The organism is Amycolatopsis sp. CA-161197 (assembly GCF_050942255.1).
Lineage (GTDB): Bacteria > Actinomycetota > Actinomycetes > Mycobacteriales > Pseudonocardiaceae > Amycolatopsis.
The window spans coordinates 2,239,076-2,260,332 of sequence record NZ_CP192059.1 but is presented as its reverse complement, the minus strand read 5'-3'; the positions used below and the strand labels follow the sequence as shown (position 1 = coordinate 2,260,332).

24 protein-coding genes are annotated in these 21,257 nt (G+C 70.8%); 11 read left to right on the top strand and 13 right to left on the bottom strand.

Going from position 1 to position 21,257, the window contains the following annotated elements:
- Nucleotides 1-884 precede the first annotated feature (884 nt).
- Genes ACQPXB_RS10865 through ACQPXB_RS10850 form a run of 4 tightly spaced genes read right to left on the bottom strand, consistent with a single transcriptional unit; the run spans nt 885 to nt 5,418 of the window.
- Nucleotides 885-1,370 (bottom strand): HAD domain-containing protein, encoded by a 486-nt coding sequence (locus tag ACQPXB_RS10865; protein ID WP_432851218.1) that lies wholly within the window; start codon nt 1,368-1,370, stop codon nt 885-887.
- 26 nt (nt 1,371-1,396) lie between these two features.
- Nucleotides 1,397-3,694: a [protein-PII] uridylyltransferase gene (locus ACQPXB_RS10860; RefSeq protein ID WP_432851216.1), complete on the bottom strand. Its 2,298-nt coding sequence runs from the start codon at nt 3,692-3,694 to the stop codon at nt 1,397-1,399.
- The gene (locus ACQPXB_RS10855) at nt 3,695-4,033 is read right to left on the bottom strand and encodes a P-II family nitrogen regulator (RefSeq protein ID WP_285969503.1); all 339 of its coding nucleotides are present in this window, start codon (nt 4,031-4,033) and stop codon (nt 3,695-3,697) included.
- Nucleotides 4,030-5,418 (bottom strand): ammonium transporter, encoded by a 1,389-nt coding sequence (locus ACQPXB_RS10850; protein WP_366580889.1) that lies wholly within the window; start codon nt 5,416-5,418, stop codon nt 4,030-4,032. The genes ACQPXB_RS10855 and ACQPXB_RS10850 overlap by 4 nt, the downstream gene beginning before the upstream one ends.
- A 174-nt stretch (nt 5,419-5,592) precedes the next feature.
- Between ACQPXB_RS10850 and ACQPXB_RS10845 the strand changes: the two genes are divergently transcribed.
- A complete protein-coding gene (locus ACQPXB_RS10845) occupies nt 5,593-6,447 on the top strand; it encodes a putative RNA methyltransferase (protein WP_432851213.1) in 855 nt (284 codons plus the stop codon).
- Nucleotides 6,429-7,040 carry a (2Fe-2S)-binding protein gene (locus ACQPXB_RS10840; RefSeq protein ID WP_432851211.1) on the top strand — a complete coding sequence of 204 codons (612 nt, stop codon included), beginning with the start codon at nt 6,429-6,431 and terminating at the stop codon, nt 7,038-7,040. Before ACQPXB_RS10845 ends, ACQPXB_RS10840 begins: the two co-directional genes overlap by 19 nt.
- Before the next feature lie 4 nt (nt 7,041-7,044).
- On the opposite strand, the gene ACQPXB_RS10835 is transcribed toward ACQPXB_RS10840, so the two are convergent.
- Complete coding sequence (locus ACQPXB_RS10835; protein ID WP_432856531.1) at nt 7,045-7,287, bottom strand: carboxylesterase family protein; 243 nt, start codon at nt 7,285-7,287, stop codon at nt 7,045-7,047.
- Between the two features lie 260 nt (nt 7,288-7,547).
- Complete coding sequence (locus tag ACQPXB_RS10830) at nt 7,548-7,952, bottom strand: carboxylesterase family protein (RefSeq protein WP_432851209.1); 405 nt, start codon at nt 7,950-7,952, stop codon at nt 7,548-7,550.
- 141 nt (nt 7,953-8,093) lie between these two features.
- Here ACQPXB_RS10830 and ACQPXB_RS10825 point away from each other — a divergent pair, with 141 nt between their 5' ends.
- Complete coding sequence (locus ACQPXB_RS10825; RefSeq protein WP_386948173.1) at nt 8,094-9,380, top strand: O-acetylhomoserine aminocarboxypropyltransferase/cysteine synthase family protein; 1,287 nt, start codon at nt 8,094-8,096, stop codon at nt 9,378-9,380.
- 8 nt (nt 9,381-9,388) lie between these two features.
- On the top strand, nt 9,389-9,865 hold the full coding sequence (locus ACQPXB_RS10820) for a CoA-binding protein (RefSeq protein ID WP_366581116.1): 477 nt from the start codon (nt 9,389-9,391) through the stop codon (nt 9,863-9,865).
- On the opposite strand, the gene ACQPXB_RS10815 is transcribed toward ACQPXB_RS10820, so the two are convergent.
- A complete protein-coding gene (locus tag ACQPXB_RS10815; RefSeq protein ID WP_432851207.1) occupies nt 9,862-10,947 on the bottom strand; it encodes a DUF1648 domain-containing protein in 1,086 nt (361 codons plus the stop codon). The two genes, ACQPXB_RS10820 and ACQPXB_RS10815, sit on opposite strands and share 4 nt — an antisense overlap.
- The gene (locus tag ACQPXB_RS10810) at nt 10,944-11,321 is read right to left on the bottom strand and encodes a GntR family transcriptional regulator (protein WP_366580876.1); all 378 of its coding nucleotides are present in this window, start codon (nt 11,319-11,321) and stop codon (nt 10,944-10,946) included. The genes ACQPXB_RS10815 and ACQPXB_RS10810 overlap by 4 nt, the downstream gene beginning before the upstream one ends.
- A 212-nt stretch (nt 11,322-11,533) precedes the next feature.
- Here ACQPXB_RS10810 and ACQPXB_RS10805 point away from each other — a divergent pair, with 212 nt between their 5' ends.
- Entirely contained in the window at nt 11,534-11,710 is a 177-nt protein-coding gene (locus ACQPXB_RS10805) for a hypothetical protein (RefSeq protein WP_386948178.1), read from the top strand.
- 6 nt (nt 11,711-11,716) lie between these two features.
- Here ACQPXB_RS10805 and alc read toward each other — a convergent pair whose 3' ends face one another.
- Nucleotides 11,717-12,736, bottom strand: coding sequence for an allantoicase (gene alc / locus ACQPXB_RS10800; protein ID WP_366580873.1), 1,020 nt, complete (start codon nt 12,734-12,736; stop codon nt 11,717-11,719).
- A gap of 2 nt (nt 12,737-12,738) precedes the next feature.
- Complete coding sequence (gene allB / locus ACQPXB_RS10795) at nt 12,739-14,067, bottom strand: allantoinase AllB (protein WP_432851204.1); 1,329 nt, start codon at nt 14,065-14,067, stop codon at nt 12,739-12,741.
- Nucleotides 14,068-14,202: 135 nt separating this feature from the next.
- Here allB and ACQPXB_RS10790 point away from each other — a divergent pair, with 135 nt between their 5' ends.
- The 6 genes from ACQPXB_RS10790 (at nt 14,203) to ACQPXB_RS10765 (ending at nt 18,412) form a co-directional block, all read left to right on the top strand.
- Entirely contained in the window at nt 14,203-14,679 is a 477-nt protein-coding gene (locus ACQPXB_RS10790; RefSeq protein ID WP_386948184.1) for a helix-turn-helix domain-containing protein, read from the top strand.
- A gap of 85 nt (nt 14,680-14,764) precedes the next feature.
- On the top strand, nt 14,765-15,250 hold the full coding sequence (uraD, locus tag ACQPXB_RS10785) for a 2-oxo-4-hydroxy-4-carboxy-5-ureidoimidazoline decarboxylase (RefSeq protein ID WP_432851202.1): 486 nt from the start codon (nt 14,765-14,767) through the stop codon (nt 15,248-15,250).
- Complete coding sequence (gene uraH, locus ACQPXB_RS10780; RefSeq protein WP_366580865.1) at nt 15,247-15,564, top strand: hydroxyisourate hydrolase; 318 nt, start codon at nt 15,247-15,249, stop codon at nt 15,562-15,564. The genes uraD and uraH overlap by 4 nt, the downstream gene beginning before the upstream one ends.
- Nucleotides 15,565-15,566: 2 nt before the next feature.
- Nucleotides 15,567-16,460, top strand: a complete 894-nt coding sequence (gene pucL, locus ACQPXB_RS10775; RefSeq protein WP_432851199.1) for a factor-independent urate hydroxylase — start codon at nt 15,567-15,569, stop codon at nt 16,458-16,460.
- 24 nt (nt 16,461-16,484) lie between these two features.
- A complete protein-coding gene (locus tag ACQPXB_RS10770; RefSeq protein WP_432851197.1) occupies nt 16,485-17,819 on the top strand; it encodes a nucleobase:cation symporter-2 family protein in 1,335 nt (444 codons plus the stop codon).
- A complete protein-coding gene (locus ACQPXB_RS10765; RefSeq protein WP_366580859.1) occupies nt 17,816-18,412 on the top strand; it encodes a TetR/AcrR family transcriptional regulator in 597 nt (198 codons plus the stop codon). Before ACQPXB_RS10770 ends, ACQPXB_RS10765 begins: the two co-directional genes overlap by 4 nt.
- Nucleotides 18,413-18,463: 51 nt before the next feature.
- Here ACQPXB_RS10765 and ACQPXB_RS10760 read toward each other — a convergent pair whose 3' ends face one another.
- The 3 genes from ACQPXB_RS10760 to ACQPXB_RS10750 all read right to left on the bottom strand — a co-directional run bounded on the left by ACQPXB_RS10760 (nt 18,464) and on the right by ACQPXB_RS10750 (nt 21,243).
- Entirely contained in the window at nt 18,464-18,739 is a 276-nt protein-coding gene (locus tag ACQPXB_RS10760; protein ID WP_432851195.1) for a hypothetical protein, read from the bottom strand.
- A 272-nt stretch (nt 18,740-19,011) separates the two neighbouring features.
- Nucleotides 19,012-20,634, bottom strand: a complete 1,623-nt coding sequence (locus ACQPXB_RS10755) for an NAD-dependent malic enzyme (RefSeq protein WP_432851194.1) — start codon at nt 20,632-20,634, stop codon at nt 19,012-19,014.
- 78 nt (nt 20,635-20,712) lie between these two features.
- Nucleotides 20,713-21,243, bottom strand: a complete 531-nt coding sequence (locus tag ACQPXB_RS10750; protein WP_432851192.1) for a hypothetical protein — start codon at nt 21,241-21,243, stop codon at nt 20,713-20,715.
- Nucleotides 21,244-21,257 lie beyond the last annotated feature (14 nt).

The following is a 21,257-nucleotide window of genomic DNA, read 5'->3' as shown; positions in this document are numbered from 1 at the left end:
CACGCACTCGAACGACGGCTCGGCCTCGGCCAGTGCTTCGGCTGAACAGCCGACTGCGCATGCTGCTGCCTGGAGTACCTCGGTGACCACCTCGACGTCCACGGATGGCGCGGCCGCCAAGGCTCCGTTGCGTACGTCGACGCGGCCGGCGAGGGCGGCGAGGGCGTGGGCTAGGGCGTGCTGACCTGCGACGAGTTGGGTGACTACTTCGGTGAGTTCGCGGAGTGTCGCGGTTTCGCCGTCGGTACGTAAGGAGCCGGCTAGTTCTTCGGCGCAGGAACGCAGGTGTGCTGCGACGACGGTGGGTGGGAGACAGAGTCTTGGCAGGTTTTGCTCGGAACCCAGCACGTCACACCCCGCCCTCTGCACGGCTGCTCTGGACTCGCGCCATATTGCCACTGGGATTCGTGTTTGCTGGTGCGACACCCCGATCGTGTGATGGGTGGTGGGGTGGTGTTTGCGGGTGGGGACGGTTTGGGTGGCTTGGGCCCGGGTTCTTGGTCCTGTGCGGGGGCGTGTGGCGTGTGGTGGGCGCTCGAAGGTCCTGCGCAGGGGCGTGTTGCGTCAGGTGTGCACCCCGAAGCTGGATTGTGTTGACGGCCGGTGAGGCGTTGTCAAGGCGGGAAAGCGTGCCTTGACAACGCCTCGCCGGCCGCAAAGAAGCTTCGGATCGGGGTGCCGGGGCGGGTCTGGGCGCAGGTTTCGTCGCGTGGGTGGGCGGCGGTTGGTGGGGTTTGCGCGGCCTGAGTGGGGCGTGGGTTGGGTGGGCGGGTGGCGGTTGGGTGGTGGCCGGAGCGCCCCAATGTGGCGTTCGGTGCGGTGGGCGCAACCAACGCCGCATTGGGGCGCGGTGGGTGGGGCGGGGTGTTTGCGAGTGGGGACGGTCAGGAGGTCGGGGCGAGTGTTTCGAGCCAGTTGGCGAGGGTGGTGAAGTCGGCGTCGGTAAGGCCGGTGTGGGGGTCGACGCGGTGTAGCAGGGCGGCGGTGGGGTGGTGTGCGGACACCCAGGCGCGGTCGGCGGGTGAGATTTCGTCGTCGGCCCAGGCGAAGGGGCGGCCGGCGGCGAAGGTGAGCAGTGGGCGGGTTTTCCAGTGCAGGCCGTCGGCCTCTGAGTCGGTTGGGTCGTCGACGAGTGGCAGGGGTGGTAGGCCGAGGCGTGGGGCGATGACGTCGTTGGCGTCGGTGAACCAGGTTGTGGCCCAGACGAGGTCGCAGGGCAGCGCGGCGAGGCGAGTGCCGTGGGTGGGGTCGAGGCGGGCCAGGAGAGGGTGGTCGGCCGGGCCGGGCGGTGGTGGGAAGAGTGGGTAGTCCGAGGCGCCGAAGGGGATGAGGGGGCCGTCGACGTCGAGGAAGAGGAGGGGGCGGGCCACGGGGGAAACCGTAGCCCGCCCGGGGGTTACGAAGCGGCGGTCAGTACGGCGTCCTCGACTTTGGCGCGCCAGGGGGAGTCGACGCGGCCCGTGGAGGGGCTGACGGCGAAGGAGTCGACGACGGCGCCGCCCAGGGTGGTGGCTTTGGCCCAGTGCACGGAGGCGCCCGAGCGGCTCAGGGCGCGGGCGACGCGGAAGAGCAGGCCGATGCGGTCGGTGGCGCGCAGTTCGAGCACCACGGTGTTGGGGCCGCTGGTTTCGTCGTCGAACCAGAGGACCTTGGGCGCCACGACGGCCGACGCGGTGGTGGCGTAGTCGCGTTCCTTGGCGGCCAGGCGTTGGGTCAGGGGCAGGGTCCCGGCCACGGCGCGGGAGAACTGTTCGCGCAGCAGCGCCGAGTCGGGTAGCGAGCCGAACTTGGGTGAGGCGGTGAAGACGCCGACGCGGTCGCGCAGGACGGCGGCGTGGACTTCCAGCGAGTTGAGCGCCAGGACGCCCGCGGCGGGCGCCAGGAGTTCGGCGCGCGACGGGACGGCGAGGGTCACCGTGACGACCTTGCCCTGGGCGGTGATGCGGACCTCGCCGATTCCCGACCGGACGGCTTCGGCCATGAGCTCGCGTTGGGAGCTGTCCAGGGGGTCGGGCGGGGTGAAACCCTTGCCGTGCAGGGATTCCTCGCCGGCCGCGACCAGGTCGGCGAGCAGGCGCGCCTTCCAGTCCGTCCAGACGCCCGGGCCGGTGGCCAGGGAGTCGGCCTGCGTCAGGGCGTGGAGCAGATCGAGCAGGACGACGTCGCCGTCCAGGGTTTTGACCACGCGGGACACGGTGGCGGGGTCGGCGATGTCGCGGCGGGTGGCCGTGTGCGGGAGCAGCAAGTGGTGGCGGACCATGGCGGCCACCGTTTGCACGTCGGCGGAAGGCAGACCGAGGCGGGCGGCCACCTGGGCGGCGATGTCGGCGCCCAGTTCGGAGTGGTCGGCGTCGCGGCCTTTGCCGATGTCGTGCAGCAGCGCGCCGATCAGCAGCAGGTCGGGGCGCGCCACCGTGGTGGTCAGGCGGGCGGCCTCGACGCACGCCTGCACGAGGTGCCGGTCCACCGTCCACTGGTGCACGGGCGAACGCGGCGGCAGGTCGCGCACGGCGCCCCACTCCGGGAACAGCCGGGCCCACAAACCGGTCCGATCGAGGGCCTCCACGGCGTCGACCAGGCCCTCCCCCGCGCCGAGAAGTTCCACCAACGCGTTGCGGGCCTCGTCCGGCCACGGAGCGCGCAGCTCGGGTGCGGAGTCGGCCAGAGTGCGCAAAGTGCCGTGTGCGATGGGTTTGCCCGTGCGCGCCGAAGCAGCGGCAACGCGCAACAACAGAGCCGGGTCCTTCGCGGGTACGGCGTCGCGCGCCAGTGACACCTCGTCGCCGTGCAGCACCACGCCCTCGGCCAGCGGGGTGCGTGAAGGCCGCCGGCCGAACCGCGGCCGGGAAGGTTCCACTGTGGACCGAAGGGCGACGTCCACCGCGTAGGCGATCGTCCGTCCCGCCCCGGAAAGCTTGCGCGCCAAGGCGAACCGGTCGGCGAGCCCGAGCTCCGAAGCCACGACCTCGGCTTCAGGGGCGCTCAGAATGTCCCGCTCACGGCGAAGCTCCCGCCGCAGCTCCGTGCGCGCGTCGAGCAGCAACGTCTTGGCCGCCAGCAGCTCCTCGCCCGGACGCGCCGTGAGCTGCGCCAGCGCCAGCGCCTCCAGCACCGCGAAGTCCCGCAGTCCCCCGCGGCCGTGCTTGAGGTCCGGTTCCGCCGACTGCGCGATCTCGCCGCTGCGCCGCCAGCGCGTGCGCACCGAGTCGGCCAGCTCGTCGAGCCGCTTGCGGGCCGTGCGCCGCCACTGGTCGCGTGCGGCGGACGCGAGCCGCTCGGTCAGCTCGGCGTCGCCCGCGAGATGGCGTGCGTCCAGCAAGCCGAGCTGCGTGCGCAGGTCCTCCGAAGCGACCTTCAGTGCTTCGCCCGGCGTACGCACCGAGTGGTCGAGCCCGAGTTTCGCGTCCCACAGCGGATACCACAACGCGTCGGCGAGTTCGCCGACGCGTGGGTTCCCGTTGTGCACCAGCACCAGGTCCAGATCCGAGAACGGCACCAGCTCACGCCGCCCCAGGCCGCCGACGGCGACCAGCGCGACACCGGGATCAGCGGTGTCGACGCCGGCCGCCGAAGCGCCCTTCGCGAGCCAGAATTCGTACAGGTCCACCAGGGCCGCCCGCAGCGCGGCCGGACCGTGGCGTCCCGTGAGCAGCTGTTCTCGAGCCCGGACCAGTTCACCCCCGTGAGTGCTCACCTAGAGCGCGTCCGCTCCGCGCTCGCCGGTGCGCACCCTGATCACGGTCTCGACCGGCGTCACCCACAGCTTGCCGTCGCCGATCTTGCCCGTGTGCGCGGCGGTGGTGATGGCGTCGAGGACCTTCTCGACGTTCGCGTCGTCCGTCACGACCTCGATCTTCAGCTTCGCCACGAAGTCCACGGAGTACTCGGCGCCGCGGTAGACCTCGGTGTGGCCCTTCTGCCTGCCGTAGCCCTGGACCTCGCTCACGGTCATACCGAGCACGCCCAGCTGCTCCAGCGAGGAGCGGATGTCGTCGAGCGTGAACGGCTTCACGATCGCGGTGATGAGCTTCATGCCTTGGTCTCCTCGAACTTCGCAGGGGCGATGGCGGACTTGACCGGGATCGTGGTCGGCTGGCCGAGCCCGCCGCCCATGCCGGTGAAGTCGTAGGCGCTCTCCGCGTGCTGCGCCTCGTCGATGCCGCTGACCTCATCCTCGGTGCTGACGCGGAAGCCGCCCGCCTTCTTGATGATGAACCCGATGATGAAGGACAGGATGAACGAGTACGCGAGAACCGCGCCGGCCGCAGCCGCCTGACGGCCCAGCTGGGTGAAGCCGCCGCCGTAGAAGAGCCCGTCGGCGCCGAGGGAGTTGACGCTCGTGGTGCCGAAGAAACCGATGAGCAGCGTGCCCACGAGGCCGCCGACGAGGTGGACACCCACGACGTCGAGCGAGTCGTCGAACCCGAAGCGGTACTTCAGCGACACGGCCAGCGCGCACAGCACACCGGCGATCACGCCGATCGCGATCGAGCCGAGCGGGCTCACGAACCCACACGCCGGGGTGATCGCGACCAGACCCGCGACGGCGCCGGACGCGGCACCCAGCGTGGTCGGCTTGCCGAACTTCAGCTGCTCCACCAGCAGCCAGCCGAGCACGGCGGCGGCGGTGGCCACGGTCGTGTTGGTGAACGCGACGGCCGCGAGGTCGTTGGCGGCCAGCGAGGAACCGGCGTTGAAGCCGTACCAGCCGAACCACAGCAGCGAGGCGCCGAGCAGCACGAACGGCACGTTGTGCGGCCGTCCGGTGTCCTTCGGGAAGCCCTTGCGCTTGCCCAGCACGATCGCCAGCGCCAGGCCCGCCGCACCGGCGTTGATGTGGACCGCGGTACCACCGGCGAAGTCGAGCGCCTTCAGGTTGTTGGCGATCCAGCCGCCGACCGAGTTCTCACCGAGGAAACCGTTGAACGAGAACACCCAGTGCGCCACCGGGAAGTACACGATGGACACCCAGATGACCACGAACAGCGTCCAGCCCCAGAATTTCGCGCGATCCGCGATCGCGCCGGAGATCAACGCCGGCGTGATGATCGCGAACATCAGCTGGAACATGCAGAACGCCAGCAACGGCAAGGCGTCCGGGCCCGGCCAGGGGACGGCCGGAGCGGAGTCCGTGGCCGCCGCGGCGAAGCCGACCAGCTTGCCGAAGGTGTCCGACAGCCCAGCGAGGTCGAAGTTGCCGACCAGGCCGCCGAAAGCGTCGTTGCCGAAGGACATGGAGAAGCCGAAGAGGACCCACAGCACCCCCACCACGGCCAGCGCGATGAAGTTCATCATCAGCATGTTCAAAACGCTCTTCGCGCGGACCATGCCGCCGTAGAAGAACGCCAGTCCCGGTGTCATGAGCATGACCAGCGCGGCGCCGGCCAGCACCCACGCGGTGTCTCCTGCGTTCAGCACAATCGTCCTCCCGTGCCCTGGGTAGATGACCCGGAAGTCTTGGTTCCGGGTGTTTCGCGGGGCGGCGCCGAAGGTTTCGCGGGCGTGAACTCATCCGTGGCGGTTGTTACGGGAAGGTTTCCCGCCACGCGGGGTGGGGTGTCCGATTGCGAAACGTCATGGTCGAATAGCCGCATGACCTCGGCCGGACCCGGAAATGACCCACTGCCACGACGGGTCGTGGACGCCCTCCGGTGTTCGGTGTGCCTTGCCCCGGTCGGGCTAACGGGCCGCACGGTGCGTTGCGAAGACGGTCACTCTTTCGACTTGGCCCGCCAGGGTTACGTCAACCTGTTGCACGCACGTATCCCCGCCGGAACCGCCGACACCGTGCCGATGGTCGAGGCGCGTTCGGCGCTCCTGAATTCCGGCGCGTACGCACCCCTCGCCGACGAGCTCGCGCGCGTCGCCGCGCCGGCCGCCACGGGCCTCGTGATCGACGCCGGCGCCGGCCCCGGTTACTACCTCGCGCGCGTGCTCGACGCCGCGCCCGAGGCGACCGGACTCGCGTTGGACGTCTCCGCCGTCGCGCTGCGCCGGGCCGCCCGCGCGCACGAGCGGCTGGGCGCCGTGGTGTGGAACCTGTGGGAGCCGTGGCCCGTTGCCGACGGTGTGGCTTCCGTGGTGCTCGACGTGTTCTCCCCGCGCAATCCCGCCGAGTTCCACCGGGTGCTCGAGCCCGGCGGCGTGCTCGTGGTGGCCGCGCCGCTGCCCGGGCACCTCGCCGAGCTGGGCGACCTCGTGCTGTCCGTGGACGAGCGCAAGGAGCAGCGGCTCGAAACGGCGCTGGGCGACCGGTTCACGCGGGTGTCGCGAGTGGATGTGGTGCACACGGCGCCGTTCACCGCGCGCCAGGTGCACGACGTGGTCGCCATGGGTCCTGCCGGTTTCCACCTCGACCGAGACGGGCGTCGGGAGCGCCTGCTCGGGGCAGAAGGCCGGGATGTGACGCTCGCGGTGGGGGTGAGCGTGTGGCGGCGGCAGCCGTGACGCCCGCCACGCTGCTGGCCGACGCGACGTGGGTGCGCGCCCGCATCGGCGGTGCCGCGAAGCTCTACGGCTGCGCGGCGCCGGAGGTGGTCGGCACGATCTGGTGGTACTCGCTGTCGTCCGTGCTCGTCGCGCCGACCATGGAGTCGCTCGCCGCCGGCGGTGAGGTGCTGGACCCGTCGCTGGACGCCGTCGAGCTCGACATCGTGCCCGACGGGCGGTTCCTCGGCTCCCGCTCGACGCGAGCGCTGAGCGGCCCGCTCGGCCCGGCACTCGGCGCGGCGCTGAGCACGGCAATCACCACCATCGCCGAAGTCACCGGCGCCCGGCCACGAGCGCTAGGCGCCATCGCGACGGACTCGATCGCCAACCGCCTGCTGTGGGCTTCGGCGCCGCACCTCGCGGCCGACGTCGTGGCGTCCACCGGCCTCGGCCTGCCCGCGCCGCGCTACGTCACGGTCGGCCGCACGCAGGCCGTGAAGCGGGCGTCGTGCTGCCTGATCTACGAAGTGGGCAACCCGAAGTGCGTCAGCTGCCCACGGCAGACGCCCGAGGAGCGCGACGCACGACTGCGCGCGGCCCTCGGCGGCTAGCAACTCAGACGCCGAGCTGGCGCCACAGCGAGCACTTCGACTGCGCCTGCGGGTCGATCGGCCCGACCCGGTCCGGGGCGAACCGCTGGACGCGGGCGCCTTCCGAGAACTTCGGCCAGGTAGGCAGGCCCGCGCCGGTGGGGTCGCCCTTGCGGGCGAAGTTCGTCCAGTGCCCGATCATCGTGCGGGACAGCCGCTGCTGGGCCGCGTTGCCCTTGGCTTCCCAGAACAGGTAGCCCATCTCCAGGCCGTGGGCTCGCCGAGCGGGAAGCCCTGCGGCACGGCGTAGCCCGGGATCGACGGCGCGTTCTCGTCGGCGAAGAAGTACGTGTTACACCGGGCGCCCGGCCGAGGCGAGGCCTGGGCGTCGGCCGCGGTCGGACAGTCCCAGCCATCGTCCGTGGTGGCGGCGGCCCAGGACAGCGACGCGGCGAAGGGCCCGGTACCCCGCGCGGGGTAGGCGGCGGCGATCTTCGCGGCCGCGGCGGTGCCGGCGGCCTGGGCGTCCTACAGCGGCGTGAAGAGCGTGTGGCGGCCCAGCCCCCGGGGCCAGCGCGTTCTTCGCGAAGTACGCCGAGCACGAGCGGCTTTCCATGATCGCGCGCTCGACCAGCCCCTTAGCCTGCGGCGCGGACAGCAGCGCGCAGGTCGCGAACGCCCCGACGACTCGCCGAACACCGTGACGTTGCCCTGGTCGACCAGCCGTGTGGGGTCGTAGTCGGCGCCCGCACCGGCGCCGTCGCCGCCGTGCAGCCACACCATCACCGGACGCGAGGGGCCGGACTTCGCAGGCGTGGTGACGTTGAGGTAGAGGCAGTCCTCGGTGACGCTCGGCTGCCCGCCGGGCGAGTCGGCCGCCTGCGGACAGCGGTTGCCCGGCTTGCCGGTAGGCGGTCCGTCGCCGTCCGGCATCCAGGAAGGACGACCGGGCGTCCGACCAAAGCACGAGAAAGCCTGCCGAGGCGCCCACCGCGGACCTTCTGAAGTTGGGTGTGACGATCACGGTTCGGGAAGGATGGCCCGTGGCGGCCGCGCTGAGTAGCGTGACGGTTGATGAGTGAACGCACCTGGGGCTTCCGCACCCGCGCCCTGCACGCGGGTGGCACGCCCGACCCCGCCACCGGCGCACGCGCCGTGCCGATCTACCAGACCACCAGCTTCGTGTTCGAGGACGCGGCCGACGCGGCCAACCTCTTCGCGCTGCAGAAGTACGGGAACATCTACAGCCGCATCGGCAACCCGACCGTGGCCGCGTTCGAGGAGCGCCTCGCGAGCCTCGAGGGCGCCATCGGCGGCGTGGCGACGGCCAGCGGCCAGGCCGCGGAGTTCCTCACCTTCTCCGCGCTGGCCGAGGCGGGTGAGCACATCGTGTCCGCGAGCGGCCTCTACGGCGGCACCGTCACGCAGCTCACCGGCACGCTCAAGCGCTTCGGGGTCGAGACGACGTTCGTCAACGGCGGCATCGAGGACTACGCGAAGGCCGTCACCGACAAGACGCGGCTGATCTACACCGAGGTGATCGGCAACCCGTCGGGCGGCATCGCCGACCTGGCCGGGCTCGCGGACCTCGCGCACTCGCACGACATCCCGCTGGTCGTCGACGCGACGCTCGCGACGCCGTACCTGTGCCGCCCGATTGAGCACGGCGCGGACATCGTGCTGCACTCGGCCACGAAGTTCCTCGGCGGCCACGGCACCACGCTCGGCGGCGTGGTCGTGGAGTCGGGCCGCTTCGACTGGGGCAACGGCAAGTTCCCGCGCATGACCGAGACCGTCGACTCGTACGGCGGCCTGAAGTACTGGGAGAACTTCGGCGAGTACGCGTTCTGCACGCGCCTGCGCGCCGAGCAGCTGCGCGACATCGGCGCGGTGCTCTCGCCGCACTCGGCGTTCCTGCTGCTGCAGGGCGTGGAGACGCTGCCGCAGCGGATGGACGCGCACGTGGCCAACGCGAAGGCCGTGGCGGAGTACCTGAACGCCGACCCGCGCGTGGCCTGGGTTTCCTACGCCGGGCTGCCGGACCACGCCGACCACGAGCTGGCGCGCAAGTACCTGCCGGCCGGGCCGGGCGCGGTGTTCTCGTTCGGGGTCAAGGGCGGCCGGAGCTCGGGCGAGAAGTTCGTGGAGTCGGTGGAGCTGCTGTCGCACCTGGCGAACGTCGGCGACGCCCGCACTCTGGTGATCCACCCGGCGTCGACCACGCACGCGCAGCTGTCGGACGACCAGCTGGCGGCCGCGGGCGTCGGCCCGGACCTGATCCGGCTTTCGGTGGGGCTGGAAGACGTCGAGGACATCCTGTGGGACCTCGATCAGGCTCTCGACAAGGCGGTGGCTGCGTGACCACGGCAGTGAACTACGACGTTTCGGCCGTGGAGCGGCGGCGCATCCTCGGCCGCACGCGGTCGGTGACGGTGATCGGCGCGTCGGCCAACCCGGCGCGGCCGAGCTACTTCGTGGCGACGTACCTGACGTCGTCGACGCGGTACGAGATCAACTTCGTGAACCCGCGCCTCGACACCCTGCTCGGCAAGCCCGTGTACCCGACGCTGGCCGACGTGCCGGGTGAGATCGACCTGGTGAGCGTGTTCCGCAAGCACGACGACCTGCCGCAGGTGGCCGAAGAGGTCATCGCCGCGGGTGCGCGCACGTTGTGGCTGCAGCTGGGCCTGTGGCACGAGCAGGTGGCCGACCGCGGCCGTGAAGCCGGGCTCGACGTGGTGATGAACCGCTGCGTGAAGATCGAGCACGCGCGCTTCGCCGGCGGCCTGCACCTGGCGGGCTTCAACACGGGCGTGATCAGCTCGCGGCGCCAGTCGGCTCCTTAACCGACCACGAGCGGCACGGTGATCACGGCGGCGATCAGGACCACGAACCCGCTGATCGCCACGGGGTTGCCGAAGTTGAGCGTCCAGCCGATCCCGAAGCGTTTCGGCACGAAGACCGCGTGGTCGGCGCGGTTGACGTAGAGCAGGCCGCCTTTCCAGAAGCGGTCGTCGTCGCGTTCGACGGCGTCGCGGGGCGGTTCGTCGGCGGTCTCCAGGCGGCTCCCGCCTTGGCCGTAGCGGACGGCGAAGACCAGCAGTCCCGCGACGCCCACCAAGGTCGGCAGGATGATCGGCGCGACCGAGATCGACGCCGGGGCCGACCAGATCTGCTCCGCGGCCAGGGCGATCGTCAGGTTGACGCAGGCGCCGAAGAGCAGCAGCAGGCGCGGCAGGGTCGCGGCGAAGCGCCGGTACTGACCGGCGCTGGCCTTCGGACGCGCCGGGTCGAGGTCGGGCCGGAACCGCGGGGCGACGTAGGCCAGCACGCAGAACAGCACCGTCAGCCCGGCCTGCACGAACACCAGGCCGAACGCGCTGCCCACCGACTTCGCGGCCGTACGGTCCGGGGCGCCGGACGCGGTGTAGTGCAGCGCCAGCGTCGCGGGCAGATCCGGGTAGCGCACCACGCCGAGCGCGACTGTCGCGGCGAGCACGAGCAGCGCCGGCACCGCCCACAGCCACGGGAACGGTGGGCGCGTGACGCGGGAGGTGTCGGCGGTGACCGTCTGGCGCAGGCCCTGGTACCAGTCCTCGCGCCGCTTGGCCGAGCGGATCACTGCGCGCGCCCGCACGTACGCCGGCGCGACGACCCCCAGCAGCGCCACGACGACGAGCACCGGCACGAGGACCTGCTGCACGACCACGCCCACGATGAGCCCGGCGACCACCAGCGCGCTCCCGGCCACGCCCACCCACCACCGGTAGATCCGCCGCTGCTCGGCGATCAGCGGGTCGCGGACGCGTTCGGGCGGCACGCGGACGCCGAACGGCACCGTCGGCTTCGCCACCGACGGCATCACCCACGCACTGGCCAGCAACAGCACCGGCGCGAGCAGGTCTCGCAGGACGATCACCCCGATCACGCGCGCACCTCCTCGAACGCCCGCAGCGTCGCCTCGCAGTGGCCGAGGACCTCTCGCTCGCCCAGCCCGTGGGCGACCGCCTCGGCCAGCAACGTCTTCAGCCGCGCCTGCCAGTCGGCCGCGAAACCCGCGGTCGAGGCCCGCTGCACCACCGCGCCGCTTTTCCGGGTGATCAGCAGCAGCCCCTCACGCCGCAGCTGGTCGTAGGCCTTGTTCACGGTGTGGAAGTTGATGCCGAGGTCCACGGCGAGCTGGCGCGTCGAGGGCAACGCGTCCCCGTCGGCGAGGTCCCCGGCCGCGATCGCCTCGACGACGCGGTCGTGGATCTGCTGGTAGATCGGCACCTCGCTGGTGAGGTCGACGTCGAGGATCATCGGTGCTCCAGGAGGGCGCGCACGGCGTTGGCCATGCTCGGGAGGCTCATCGGTCTGTTCTACAACTTATAGAACAGCCGCGCTCGGGGCAACCCCATCGCCGCCCGCGCACCCGTCGCGGTGTGCAGCCGGATCGCCACATACCGCGAAGCCGGCCGATCATGGCCGGTCCTGCCGCGAGGAGCTGGTCAGGCCCGTGAGAAAGTGGCGGTATGGCCAAACCGACCCCGCTGCAGATGCGTAACGCCCTGGCCGCCGTGTTGATGGCGGCGGGGTTCATCTGGGCCGTCGTGACCGGTGCACCGTGGTGGCTCGCGGCGATCTTCGCCGTCGGCACGTTGCTGTCCTGTGCCTCGATCTACCTCAACCGGCCCGGCGCGAACTCCTAACGCACCTCAGGCCGTCGTTTCGGTGAAGCGCGTGGTGACGGCTTCACGCCCGCGTTTGGTGAGCTCGCCGTAGAGACGCAGGCGGGCGAGGCCGCCGTCCGGGTAGATGTCGAGGCGGGCCTCGGTGATCTGCGGGCCGTCTTCGAGGGCGAAGCGGTGGCGGGTGTCCGGCTGCAGACGGGTGCGGGGAAGCAGTGGAACCCAGTCACCGTCGTCGAGGCGGCCCGACAGCGCGGCCCAGCCCGGTGCGTTGCCCTTGAGGTTGCTCGTGTCGACCTCGGCGAAGCGCACGATGCCGGCGCCGGCGAGGCGCACGGTCACCCAGTCGTTGCCGTCGTCGCGGCGGCGCGCGGTTTCCCAGCCCTCGGCCTGGTGCGCGGCGAGCCCGGGCGAGAACAGGTTGTTGGGCGACGAGTAGAACATGTTGCTGCAGCCCGTGACGACGCCGCCGTTGGCCAGCGCGGCGAGGTCGAGCGAGCGCGGGTCCAGCAGCGCGGGGTCGGGCACCGGCGAGCCGTGCACGCGCAGGCGGGCCACGCCGCCGTCCGGGTGCTGCGTGAGGCGGACGTGGGTGAACCGCCGGGCCGACGAGACCTTGAAGAAGTTCTCCGAGTCTCCGGCCACGGGCTCGTGGTCGACCAGCACCTCCCAGTCCATTTCGGACAGTTCCGCCGCGCTCGGGTAGCCGGGTACCGACACCGCTTCCACCGAAACGAACGGCGGGTAGTTGCCCTTGAAGAACGCCGTGTCCACCACCACGCCCGACACCACCCCGGCGGCGCCGAGGCGCAGCACGGCCTGGTCGTCACCCGGTTCGCGGTGCCGGCGCGTCTCCCAGCCGTCGTAGACCTGGCCCTTCGGCCCGAACGTCTCGGCCCGGTGCGCGGGGCGCCACGGGTTGACGAGGTTCTCCTTCTCGGCGAACAGCTCGTCGCTCGCCCACATCACCGTGCCCCCGAACGTGCGGGAAGCGAGGTCCGGCTGGGCTGTCCACTCGGGACGGTCGTGCGACACGTGGTCCTCCATCTCTAACAGTTCCCCCTGGTCAACAGCTCTCCCCGCGGCTCGTCGCCGGTCACCGGCGAACCCCGCAGCCACGTACCGCGCACCACGCCGGCCAGCGGCCGCTGGTCGTACGCGCTCACCGGGTTGCGGTGCTTCAGCGCGGCCACGTCGACAACAAACGCCTCGTCGGGCGCGAACACCGAGAAGTCGGCGTCGTAGCCCACGGCGAGGTGGCCCTTGCGCGTCATCCCGACCTGCGCCGCCGGGCGTTCGGCCATCCACCGCACCACGTCGGCGAGGCCGAAGCCGCGTTGGCGCGCCTGCGTCCACACCGCGGGCAACCCCAGCTGCAGGCTGGAGATCCCGCCCCACGCGAGGCCGAAATCGCCGGTGTCGAACTGTTTCAATTCCGGTGTGCACGGCGAGTGGTCGCTCACGATCGTGTCGATCACACCGTCGGCGAGGCCTTGCCACAGCAGTTCCCGGTTGGCCGCCTCGCGGATCGGCGGGCAGCACTTGAACTGCGTGGCGCCGTCGCGGATCTCCTCCGCAACGAAACTCAGGTAGTGCGGGCACGTCTCCACCGACAGCGCCACGCTCTCGCGGCGCGCGCTCGCGATCAGCGGTAGAGCGTCCGAAGAGGACAGGTGCAGCACGTGCGCGCGGGCGCCGGTGCGCCGGGCCGCCTCGATCACGTGGGTGATGGCCAGGTTCTCGGCGCCACGCGGGCGAGAGCCGAGGAAATCGGTGTACTTCTCACCGTGCGGATCCGGTGCGGCGTCGATGGCGTCGGAGTCCTCCGCGTGCACGATCATCAGCGCGTCGAAACTCGCGAGTTCGCGCAGCGCGGCCTCCAGGCCCGCGGCGTCGAGCGGCGGGAACTCGTCGACGCCGGAGTGCAGCAGGAAGCACTTGAACCCGAACACGCCCGCGTCGTACAGCGGACGCAGATCGCCGGTGTTGCCGGGAATCGCGCCGCCCCAGAACCCGACGTCCACGTGCGTGCGTCCCGAAGCCGCCTTGCGCTTCACCTCCAGCGCGGCGACGTCGACCGTCGGCGGCAGGCTGTTGAGCGGCATGTCGACGATCGTCGTGACCCCGCCGGCGGCGGCCGCGCGCGTCGCGGTCTCGAAGCCCTCCCACTCGGCGCGGCCGGGGTCGTTCACGTGCACGTGGGTGTCCACGAGCCCCGGCAGCAGCACCTCGTCGGCCGCGAGCTCGACCACCCGGTCGGCGGACAGGTCCACGATTCCCTGCTCCAGCGCGACAATCCGGCCGCCGTCGACCCCCAGCGTCGCGGGACCTTCACCGGCCGCCGTCACCGCACGTGCGGCGCGCACCACGAGATCCATCTGCGGGCACACTCCTTCTCCCGTCGGCGATACCGGCAGGTTGTTTCACAGTACGGAAAGTATCTTTCGCCAACCGAGATTAACCACGACGCTCTCGCCTCGTCAACGCCTCGCCTTCCACGTTACGGTCACCGGGTGGAGCTAGAAGCCGAGTTCACCAGCGAACCCTTCCAGGGCGAGGGCGCCCCGCCGGAGCACGCCGTGCGCGCTCGTGACGCGGCCCGCGACGCCGGGCTCGACACCGACTTCGGTCCACTCGGCACACTCGCACGCGGCTCGGCCGACCAGCTGATGAACGCGTTGCCGGCCATCGCGCGGGCCGCACTCGAAGGCGGCGCCACGCGCGTCACGGTCCAGCTCCGGCGCACCGACGAACCGGCGCCGACCCCGCCCGTCGAGCTCAACACCGCGCTGGCCCGGCTCATCGCCGACGTCGAGCGCGAACTGGGCGCGAAGCTCGGCGACCTCGACCGCCCGGACAAGCAGCGAGCGGTCCGGCTGCTGCGCGAACGCGGGGCCTTCAGCCTGCGGAAATCGGTCTCCGCGGTGGCCGAGGCGCTGGGCGTCACGCGCTTCACGGTCTACAACTACCTCAACCGGGAAGTGGACTGACCAGCGCGTTCAACAAAATGTTGACGGCGACGCGAGGGCGCCGTACCGTCGGCAGGCACCAGCTCCCCCGCAGCGAGGAGATCCCGTGCCACTCGCACTCGCCGAGTTCAACACCGCCGACGCCGCCGACGTGCGGCCCGCCCTCACGGCCTGCCTAGCCGTGCCGCGCTGGGTCGACGCGGTGCTCGCCGGCCGGCCGTACGCGGACTTCGCCACGCTCCTGACCACCGCTGAAAAAGCCACTCCCCTGCACCGCGACGAGGTGAGCGCCGCCATCGCCGCCCACCCGCGGATCGGGGAGAAGCCGACGAGCAAGGGCGCCGACGCCGAGTGGTCGCGCTCGGAACAGTCCGGTGTGGACAACGCCGACGAGTTCGCCGCCGCCAACGCCGAGTACGAAGCCCGTTTCGGCCACGTGTTCCTCGTGTGCGCCGGCGGCCGCAGTGGCGCGGAACTGCTCGCGAACCTGCGGTCGCGGCTGGGCAACGACCCCGAGACCGAACTCGACGTGGCGGGCGCGGAGCTGGCGAAGATCGCCGCGCTGCGCCTGCGGAAAGCGATAAACGCATGAGCTTGGTGACCACGCACGTGCTGGACACGGCCGCCGGCAAACCGGCCGCCGGCATCGCCGTGCGGTTCGAACGCGGCGACGGCACACCGCTCGCCGAGGGCGTCACCGACGACGACGGACGCGTGCGCGACCTCGGCCCCGACACCCTCGAACCCGGCGTCTACCGGCTGATCTTCGACACCGGCGCCTACCTCGGGCCCGAAGCGTTCTTCCCCGACGTCACCATCGCGTTCCGCATCACCGACGGCACCTCGCACCACCACGTGCCGGTGCTGCTGAGCCCGTTCGCCTACTCGACCTATCGCGGGAGCTGACCGTGGGAATCTCCTTGGGCCCCAACCAGTACGGCAAGGCGGAGGTCCGCCTGGTCACCGTCCGCCGCGACGGTCCGGTGCACCACCTGCGCGACCTCACCGTGTCCACGGCCCTGCGCGGCGACCTCGCGGCCACGCACCTGACCGGCGACAACAGCGCCGTACTGACCACTGACGCGCAGAAGAACACCGTCTACGCGTTCGCGAAGCAGCAGGACGTCGGCGAGATCGAGGACTTCGCGCTGCGCCTGGGCCGCCATTTCGTCGCCACGCAGGAAGCGATCACCGGCGCGCGCATCACCGTCGCCGAGCACGCCTGGGAACGCATCCCCGTCGACGGCAAACCGCACGACCACGCGTTCAGCCGTTCTGGGGGCGAAAGCCGCACGACCACCGTGACCGTGCACGCCGACCGCGCGTGGGTGGTGTCCGGTGTGGACGGTCTGACCGTGCTCAAGTCGGGCGGCTCGGAGTTCCACAGCTTCCCGCGCGACGCGTACACGACGCTCGCCGAGACCGACGACCGCATCCTCGCCACCGCCGTCACCGCGCGCTGGCGCTACGACGGCGACCCAGTCGATGTCGACTGGGCCAAGAACCACCAGGAGATCCGGCGGACGCTGCTGCAGGCGTTCGCCACGAAACACAGCCTGTCGTTGCAGCAGACCCTGTACACGATGGGCGAAGCCGTGCTGCTCGCGCGGCCCGAGGTCGCCGAGGTCCGGCTTTCCCTGCCGAACAAGCACCACTTCCTCGTCGATCTGAGCCCCTTCGGCCTCGAGAACCACAACGAGGTGTTCTACGCCGCCGACCGCCCGTATGGCCTCATCGAAGGCACCGCGGTCCGCGACGAAGCCGAGGAGCCCGGCCCGGCCTGGACCGACGCCGTGCTCTAGCCCCGAATCCCACCGGGAGAGCACATGTCAGAACGACCTTCCCGTCATCCCGTCGATGTGGGCCCGAAGTGGCCACAGCTCGTGCTCGGCGGAATCCAGCACGTCGCGGCGATGTACGCCGGCGTGGTGGCTCCACCGCTGGTGATCGGCGCGGCCGTCGGGCTCTCGCCCGGCCAGCTGAGCCTGCTCATCAGCGCGTCCCTCTTCACCGCCGGCCTCGCCACCCTGCTGCAGACGCTCGGCGTGTGGCGCTTCGGCGCGCGACTGCCGCTGGTCAACGGCGTCACGTTCGCGTCCGTCGCGCCGATCCTGTCGATCGCTCAGCAGCACGCCGGCAACGCGCTGGGTGTCGTCTACGGCGCGACGCTCGTCGGCGGCGTGTTCGTGGTGCTGGCCGCGCCGTTCTTCTCGAAGCTCACCCGGTTCTTCCCGCCGGTCGTGACGGGGACCGTGATCACGCTCATCGGCGTCTCGCTGTTGCCAGTGGCCGTGCAGTGGATTTCGGCGCAGCAGCCGGCCGCGCGGCCGAGCGGGCTGCTGCTGGCGGGCGTCACGCTGGTCGCGGTGCTGGTGTTCACGCGGTTCCTCAAGGGTTTCTGGAGCCGGATCGCACTGTTGCTGGGCCTGGTCGCCGGGACGCTGGTGGCGTGGCCGCTGGGTGAAGTCGACACGTCGACTTTGAAGCAGGCGCCGGTGTTCGGCATCGCCACGCCGTTTCACTTCGGCGCGCCGGTGTTCGACATCGCGGCGATCGTGTCGATGCTCATCGTGATGCTCGTGGTGATGGCCGAGAGCACGGCCGACCTGCTGGCGCTCGGCGAGATCGTCGGGCGGCCGACCACGAGCCGGACGCTGGCCGACGGACTGCGCGCCGACGGGCTGGCCACCGCCGTGAGCACCGTGTTCGGCGGGTTCGCGTGCACGGCGTTCGCGCAGAACATCGGGCTCGTGTCGCTGACGCGGATGGTCAGCCGGTACGTGGTCGCGGCCAGTGGCGTGGTGCTGGTGGTGCTCGGCGCGCTCCCGGTGACCGGCGGGATCGTCGCGCTCGTGCCGCAACCGGTGCTCGGCGGGGCCGGGCTGGTGCTGTTCGGCAGTGTCGCGGTGAGCGGTGTGCGGACGCTGGCGAAGGCGTCGTTCGAGCATCCCGGCAACGTCGCGATCGTCGCCGCGTCGCTGGGCGTGGGCCTGATTCCCATCGCGGTGCCGGGTTTCTACTCGGGCTTCCCGGCGGCGCTGCAGGTGGTGCTGAACTCCGGCATCAGCACGGGCTGCCTCACGGCCGTGGTGCTGAACCTGGTCTTCGGCGAGCGGTTGATAGAACGCTCTACCGCCCCGGAGCTATCCTCGGTGCCGTGACAGGCACGAAGGACCGCATCCTGGCCGCAGGCGCGGAGCTCTTCCGCCGCGGCGGCTACACCGGCACGGGCGTGAAGCAGATCGTTGAGAAGGCCGGCGCGCCCTTCGGCTCGCTCTACCACTTCTTCCCCGGCGGCAAGGAACAGCTCGCCGAAGAGGTCATCCGCACGTCGGGCATGGAGTACGCGCAGCTGTACGACCTCTTCATCGCCCCGGCGCCCGATGTCGTGAGCGGCATCGAGGCGTTCTTCGCCGCCGGCGTGACGACGCTGCTGGACACCGACTACGTCGAGGGCTGCCCGATCGCCACGGTGGCCCTGGAAGTCGCGACGACGAGCGAACCCCTGCGCCAGGCGACGGCCGACGTCTTCACGGCGTGGATCGACGCGGGCACGGAGAAGTTCGCCGCCTTCGGCCTGCCGGCCGAGCAGGCGCGGGTGCTGACGATCGCACTCATCACCAGCCTGGAGGGCGCGTTCGTACTGGCGCGCTCGATGCGTTCGCCGGAGCCCATGGCGGTGGCAGGCGCGGCGGTGGTGGACGTGGCCCGGCGCCTGCTGGCAGAACTGGACCACGACGGGAAGAAGCGCTAGCGGTAGTCGGGCGTCCAGCGGGCTTGGCGGACCGTTTCGGCGAGCCCGCGGTCAGCTCTCGCTCGACTCGTCCTTGTAAGGGCCGGCGTTGAGTTCCGTCGAGGCCAGGTCGACCTCATCCTCTCCGTGATGCCACAGGTAGATCCACTCGCTGGTGACCTGCAACTTGGTAGCCCACGGAAACACGCGGGCAGCGGTTCCTTGGATCACCGTGGTGAAGTGGGCAATCGCCGACTCAACCTTGCTCCAGTGGATGTTGCGCCGCAGCCCAGCGGGCACGTGGAGGTCGAAGGTCAAACGGAGGACATGGGGGCTTTCACTGCTCACTGCCGTATTTCCCAGGATACGCAAATTTCAGGAAATACAAAGATTTACACGAAAGAGCCTACCTCGGTCCGCGATCAGGCTTCCGACGGTGCCGCGCTCGATCGCAGAACCCAGGCGCCGGGGAGCTCCTGGCTGCGCGGCGGCAACGATCCGACGCGAGCCGAGAACACCTGTTGGCACCGACTCCAGCGAGGACAGGCCGGGAATCCCGCTGCCATCTATGAAGGACACCTCAAGGGCGCAGGGCTGTCGGGCCCTCTCCCCCCGGCGCGCTAGCGGTAGTCGGGCGTCCAGCGGGCTTGGCGGACCGTTTCGGCGAGGTGGTCGTTTTCCGGGGCGACGCCGTCCTTGATCGCCTGCTCGGCGACGGCGATGGCGATCCGCGTGGCCACTTCCGGCACGTCGTCCCAGGACGGCAGCAGTGGTTCGTCCGGGTCGGCGAGGGCGGGGGACGCTTCGCCGAGCGTCTTGGCGGCGACGCGCATCATCGCGTCGGTCACGCGGGTGGCGCCGGACGCCGTGACGGCCAGGCCGATGGCCGGGAAGATGTAGACGTTGTTGCACTGCGCGACGCGGTGCTGCTTGCCGTCGCGCTCCACCGGCCCGAACGGCGAGCCGGTGGCGACGAGGGCGCGGCCGCCGGTCCAGAAGTCCAGCTCACGTGGATGCGCCTCGGCGCGGCTGGTGGGGTTGGAGAGCGGGAAGATGATCGGCCGGTCGGTCTTGGCGGCCAGCTCACGCACGATTTCCTCGGTGAACGCGCCCGCCGCCGTCGAGAGGCCGAGCAGCACGCCGACGTCGACGTTGTGCACGACGTCGGCCAGCCCGGTGCCGGTCCAGCCCTGGGTTTTGGCGGCCGGCTGGGCGAATCGGCGCTGGCTTTCCGACAGGTCGGTGCGGTCGTCGGTGAGCAGGCCCGCGATGTCGACGACCCAGATGCGCCCGGCCGCCTCGGCGTCGGACAGGCCCTGGGCGACCATCTCCTGGCGGATCATCTCCAGCACGCCGATGCCGGCCGAGCCCGCGCCGAGCATCACCACCTGCTGCTGGGAAAGCGGCCGCCCGGCCACCTTCGCCGCGCCGTGCAGCGCGCCGACCGCGACGGCGGCCGTGCCCTGGATGTCGTCGTTGAAGGTGAGCAGGCGGTCGCGGTAGCGGTCGAGGATCGGCTCGGCGTGCGCGGTGGCGAAGTCCTCCCACTGCAGCAGCACCTCGGGCAGCTCTTCGCGCACCGCCGTGACGAAGTCGTCCACGAACGCGTAGTACTCGTCGTCGCCGATGCGCCGGTGGCGCCAGCCGAGGTACTGCGGGTCTTCGAGGCGCTCGACGTTGTCGGTGCCCACGTCGAGCAAGATCGGCAACGTGCGCGCCGGGTCGATGCCGCCGATCAGTGTGTACAGCGACAACTTCCCGATGGGGATGCCCATGCCGCCGATGCCCTGGTCGCCCAGTCCGAGGATGCGCTGGCCGTCGGTGACCACGATGACGTCGACCTCCCGCCGCGGCCGGTTCCTCAGCACTTCCCTGAGGTGCTCGCGGTCGGGATAGGCCACATACAGCCCGCGCGGGCGCCGGTAGATCTCGCTGAACCGCTGGCACGCCTCGCCGACGGTGGGCGTGTAGACGATCGGGAGCGTCTCCTCGAGGTGCTCGGCCAGCAGCCGGTAGAACAACGTTTCATTGCGGTCCTGGAGGCCGCGCAGGAACACGTGCTTGGCCAGGTCCGCCGGCTGACGCGCGAACTCGGCGTAGGTGTGCGCCACCTGCTCGCCGATCGTCTTCTCGGCGTCGGGCAACAGCCCCAGCAGGCCGAGCTCCCGCCGCTCGTCGTGGGTGAAGGCCGTGCCTTTTGTGGTGAGCGGGTCGAAAAGGCGGTCGTGTCCGCGATCCGGCATGTGCGCTCCCCGTCTGATCCACATCGGACGTTCCGCGTCGACTCAACCACGGTGCTGTGGCGTCCGCCAGCCCGCCATTCACCAACCGGACACCACGACACGGACCGCTTTCTCAGGCTCGAAACCGGCGATCGCAGCCCCCAGTACCGCTGCGGCCCGTTCGAACATCGGTTCCGAGGGACACATGAAATCGAACGCCGCCTGGTCCACGGTCAGCAAGCCCGGCGGCAACGGCGAGCCGGCGGTCAACCCCGCGACCACGGCCGCGGCGAATTCGGTGGGCAGTCCCACGATGAGCGGGGACGACCACAGCGCACCCGGAAAGGTCGGTGCGTCCTCGCAGCCGCCCGCGTCGAAAGCCGAGACACCCACGTCGATCCGGGTGAGCGCGCCGTCGCCGGCGGTGAGCCTGCCGCCGAGGAACGCGCGCCCGGGGTTGCCGCTGATGCGGCGCAGCACTTCGACGTGGGCCCGTACGCTCCCGGTCGCAAGCGCGCCCGCCGCGACGGACGTGCGAGTCCACGTCGACAGGGCGTGCGCCGCGAAGTCCCGCCCGTTGCCAACCGCGACCACGCCGTGCCGCGGGACGTGGCAGATCATGTCCGTCACCGGGTCATTCTTGA

Bases quoted from the DNA above. Each gene is read 5' to 3' on its own strand.
- ACQPXB_RS10810 (WP_366580876.1), bottom strand. From the start codon at position 11,321: ATGATCCTCGACGTCGACCTCACCAGCGAGGTGCCGATCTACCAGCAG.
- uraH (WP_366580865.1), top strand. From the start codon at position 15,247: ATGAGCTTGGTGACCACGCACGTGCTGGACACGGCCGCCGGCAAACCG.
- alc (WP_366580873.1), bottom strand. From the start codon at position 12,736: ATGGAGGACCACGTGTCGCACGACCGTCCCGAGTGGACAGCCCAGCCG.
- ACQPXB_RS10845 (WP_432851213.1), top strand. From the start codon at position 5,593: ATGACCTCGGCCGGACCCGGAAATGACCCACTGCCACGACGGGTCGTG.
- ACQPXB_RS10755 (WP_432851194.1), bottom strand. From the start codon at position 20,634: ATGCCGGATCGCGGACACGACCGCCTTTTCGACCCGCTCACCACAAAA.
- ACQPXB_RS10830 (WP_432851209.1), bottom strand. From the start codon at position 7,952: ATGCCGGACGGCGACGGACCGCCTACCGGCAAGCCGGGCAACCGCTGT.
- ACQPXB_RS10855 (WP_285969503.1), bottom strand. From the start codon at position 4,033: ATGAAGCTCATCACCGCGATCGTGAAGCCGTTCACGCTCGACGACATC.
- ACQPXB_RS10770 (WP_432851197.1), top strand. From the start codon at position 16,485: ATGTCAGAACGACCTTCCCGTCATCCCGTCGATGTGGGCCCGAAGTGG.
- ACQPXB_RS10825 (WP_386948173.1), top strand. From the start codon at position 8,094: ATGAGTGAACGCACCTGGGGCTTCCGCACCCGCGCCCTGCACGCGGGT.
- ACQPXB_RS10805 (WP_386948178.1), top strand. From the start codon at position 11,534: ATGGCCAAACCGACCCCGCTGCAGATGCGTAACGCCCTGGCCGCCGTG.
- allB (WP_432851204.1), bottom strand. From the start codon at position 14,067: ATGGATCTCGTGGTGCGCGCCGCACGTGCGGTGACGGCGGCCGGTGAA.